This window comes from Gemmatimonadota bacterium, assembly GCA_026706345.1.
GTDB lineage: Bacteria > JAAXHH01 > JAAXHH01 > JAAXHH01 > JAAXHH01 > JAAXHH01.
In genome coordinates this window covers 1-3551 of the sequence record JAPOYX010000110.1, presented here as the reverse complement: position 1 = coordinate 3551, position 3551 = coordinate 1, and the positions used below count along the sequence as shown (strand labels likewise).

General features: G+C 59.9%; 5 protein-coding genes. All 5 read right to left on the bottom strand.

Features of this window, described 5'->3' with window-relative positions:
• The coding region (locus OXG98_07840; protein MCY3771914.1) for an urease subunit alpha at positions 1 to 945 on the bottom strand (945 nt) is incomplete at its 3' end.
• A gap of 67 nt (positions 946 to 1012) precedes the next feature.
• Positions 1013 to 1315 (bottom strand): urease subunit gamma, encoded by a 303-nt coding sequence (locus OXG98_07835; GenBank protein MCY3771913.1) that lies wholly within the window; start codon positions 1313 to 1315, stop codon positions 1013 to 1015.
• An 11-nt stretch (positions 1316 to 1326) separates the two neighbouring features.
• On the bottom strand, positions 1327 to 2022 hold the full coding sequence (urtE, locus tag OXG98_07830) for an urea ABC transporter ATP-binding subunit UrtE (protein ID MCY3771912.1): 696 nt from the start codon (positions 2020 to 2022) through the stop codon (positions 1327 to 1329).
• A 16-nt stretch (positions 2023 to 2038) separates the two neighbouring features.
• Positions 2039 to 2812, bottom strand: a complete 774-nt coding sequence (urtD, locus tag OXG98_07825) for an urea ABC transporter ATP-binding protein UrtD (protein MCY3771911.1) — start codon at positions 2810 to 2812, stop codon at positions 2039 to 2041.
• 62 nt (positions 2813 to 2874) lie between these two features.
• A partial coding sequence (gene urtC / locus OXG98_07820) for an urea ABC transporter permease subunit UrtC (protein MCY3771910.1) occupies positions 2875 to 3551 on the bottom strand: 677 nt, incomplete at its 5' end.

Below are 3551 nucleotides of genomic sequence, written 5' to 3'. Positions count from 1 at the left end.
GTCTATGGTATTGACGGTGAAAGGGCGGGTTGGATTTGTGGATGATGGCAGGACGTTCGGAAACCCGCATACCTTGATAATATCCGGTGCGTGCCCCCCGCCTGCTCCCTCGGTATGGTAGGTGTGGATAGCGCGGCCCTTAAACGCCGCAATCGTATCCTCGACATAGCCGGTCTCGTTTAAGGTATCGGTGTGGATGGCGACCTGGACGTCATAGTCGTCGGCCACGGAGAGCGCGCAGTCAATCGCGGCGGGCGTCGAGCCCCAGTCTTCGTGAAGTTTGAGCCCCATGGCCCCGGCTTCGAGCTGCTCACGTAGGGCCTCGGGACGGGAGGCATTACCCTTGCCCAGAAAACCCAGATTCATGGGGAAGTCCTCAACCGATTCGAGCATCCGGGCGATATTCCACGGCCCTGGGGTACAGGTGGTCGCGTTGGTCCCGGTGGCCGGGCCAGTTCCCCCGCCGAACATCGTGGTGATGCCGGACGCCAGCGCTTCGGTGATTTGTTGGGGGCAGATAAAATGAATGTGCGCATCAATGCCGCCCGCGGTCAGAATCTTGCCTTCGCCGGCCAGAATCTCCGTCCCAGGGCCAATGACCAGTTCGGGCGAGACGCCCTCCATCAGGAGGGGATTACCGGCTTTGCCGATCCCGCAAATCCGGCCGTCTTTCACCCCGACGTCGGCTTTCACAATGCCCCAGTGATCAACCACGGTCGCATTGGTAATCACCAGATCCGGCGCACCTTGGGCCGAGGTCTGTATGGGCGACTGCCCCATCCCGTCGCGAATGACTTTGCCGCCACCGAACTTCACCTCATCCCCGAGCTGCGTATGATCCTGCTCGACCTCAATCACCAGGTCGGTATCGGCCAGCCGGACCCGGTCGCCAACGGTCGGCCCGAACATGGCGGCATACCGGCGGTGTTCAATCGTCTGACTCATCCGTCTCTCCTTACCTCAAGAGGGAACGTGTCTTTCAATAGACTAAAGATGGACACGTTTCCTCTTTCTAGCGTATCGGCTGGTGGACGCTGACCAGCTTGGTCCCGTCCGGGAAGGTAGCCTCGACCTGCACCAGATCAATCATCTCGGCCACTCCGTCCATCACATCGTCCCGACGGAGGATGGTCGCGCCGTACGACATTAGTTCCGACACGGATTGACCGTCCCGAGCTCCTTCCAGTACCGCACTGGTAATCAGGGCCATGGCTTCGGGATAGTTCAGCTTCAAGCCGCGCGCCCGTCGTTCCCGGGCCAGTTGGGCGGCGAGATAGATCATCAGTTTCTCTTGTTCGTGCGGAGTAAAATGCATATGGCGAACCCCTAGACTGATAAATGCTGCCGGACAATATCATCCGTCAAGGCGGTGATGGGTCCGTCGGCAATCACGCTGCCCTTTTCCATCACGGCAAAGGCATCCGCCACCCGGCGGGCAAAGGGGAGCTTCTGCTCGACTAACAGAATGGTCAGGTTTTCTTCCTGGTTGAGCCGCAGCAGGATATCGCCGATCTCCTGGACGATATTCGGCTGAATGCCTTCGGTGGGCTCGTCCAGAATCAGCAACTTCGGGTTCAGGGCCAGGGCGCGGCCGATGGCCAACTGCTGCTGCTGTCCACCGGACAGATCTCCGCCCCGTCGTCCGAGCATTTGCTCGAGCACGGGAAAATAGTGGAACACCGACTCGGGGACCGTCCCGACCGCATCCCGACGCGCCGGCAGACCGACACGCAGGTTTTCCTCAACGGTCAGTTGCGGAAAGATCTCGCGTCCCTGGGGAACGTAGCCGATGCCGAGGCGCGCCCGGAGCGCCGCCGGGCGACGCGTCAGCTCGGTGTCCTCAAACTGGAGACTGCCGGAGGCAATGGGCAAGATGCCCATGATGGTCTTGAGCAGCGTGGTCTTGCCGACCCCGTTCCGGCCCATCAGGCAGGTGCAGGACCCGGCCTGGATGTGGAGGTCAACATCCCATAAGATGTGACTCTCGCCGTAATATTGATTCAGGTCCTGAATGCGGATCATCGTCGTCCTCGGCGGGCTAGGCTCCCAAATAGACCTCAACCACCCGGGGGTCGCTCTGCACCTCTTCCATACTGCCCTCGGCCAGGACGCTGCCCTCGTGCAAGACCGTCACTGTCCGGGCCAGACTGCGGACAAACTCCATGTCGTGTTCGACAACCACGACGGTATGTTTGCCAGCCAGCGACGCCAGCAATTCGGCCGTGCGTTCGGTCTCCTGGTGGGTCATACCGGCCACGGGCTCGTCCACCAACAATAACTGCGGATCTTGAATCAGCAGCATGCCGAGTTCCAACCACTGCTTTTGTCCGTGTGAGAGCAGTCCGGCGCGGGTGTACAGCTGATCGAGGAGGCCGATCGTGTCCGCAGTTGAAGCGATGCGCTCGTGTTGCGTACGGCTCAGCCGGGCGAGCAGGCTATGCCACACCTTTTTATTCGCCTGCATTGCCAGCTCGAGGTTTTCGAAGACGGTATGGCCGTGGAAGACGGTCGGGCGTTGAAACTTCCGGCCGATTCCGGCCAGGGCGATTTCGTATTCCGAGAGTAGCGTCAGGTCCAGATTATTGCCAAAAAACACCGTGCCGGTATCCGGCCGGGTCTTGCCAGTGATGACGTCCAGCAGAGTTGTTTTGCCGGCTCCGTTGGGGCCAATCAGACAGCGGAGCTCGCCGGCGTTGAGATACAGCGTCAGCCCATTCAGGGCTTTCAGGCCATCGAAGCTCACCGTCACATCTTCAGCGTAGAGAATGACGCCGTGGCTGGTATCCAGTCCGGGCTGAGCCACATGGGCCATTGACGGGCTGCCGCCCTGATCAATTGTTTCCTCCGGCATATCCCGATTCATCTGACCGGCACCTATCCCGTCGTCTCACCGGTCTGCGGCTCAGCCTGCCGACGTAACAGACCGGCCACACCACGGGGGAGAAAGAGGGTGACGACAATAAACATCGCGCCGAGAATATACAACCATAGATAGGGAAACGCCGCCGTACACCAGCTTTTGACGCCATTGACCAGAAAGGCACCGAGCAGAGCACCGGACAGGGTACCACGACCACCGACCGCGACCCAGATAGCCATCTCAATGGAATTGGCGGGCTGCATCTCGCTGGGGTTAATAATACCGACCTGAGGGACGTACAGCGCGCCCGCCAAACCGCACAGCACCGCGGACAGGGTCCACAGGAAGAGTTTATAGCCATGCGGGTTATAGCCGCAGAACATCAAACGGCTCTCCGCATCGCGAACGGCCATGAGTACCCGCCCCAGCTTCGACGTGACCAGATAGCGGCAGGCCAGATAGGCGAGCACGAGGACCACTACAGAGGTCACGTAGAGCCCCAGCTTGGTCGTCGGCTCTTGCAGCGAAAACCCGAGCAGACGCTTAAAATCGGTCAGGCCGTTGTTCCCGCCGAATCCCGTGTCGTTGCGGAAGAACAGCAACATCAGCGCGTAGGTCATAGCCTGGGTAATGATGGAGAAATAGACCCCTCGAATCCGCGAGCGAAGGGCAAAAAACCCAAAGATATAGG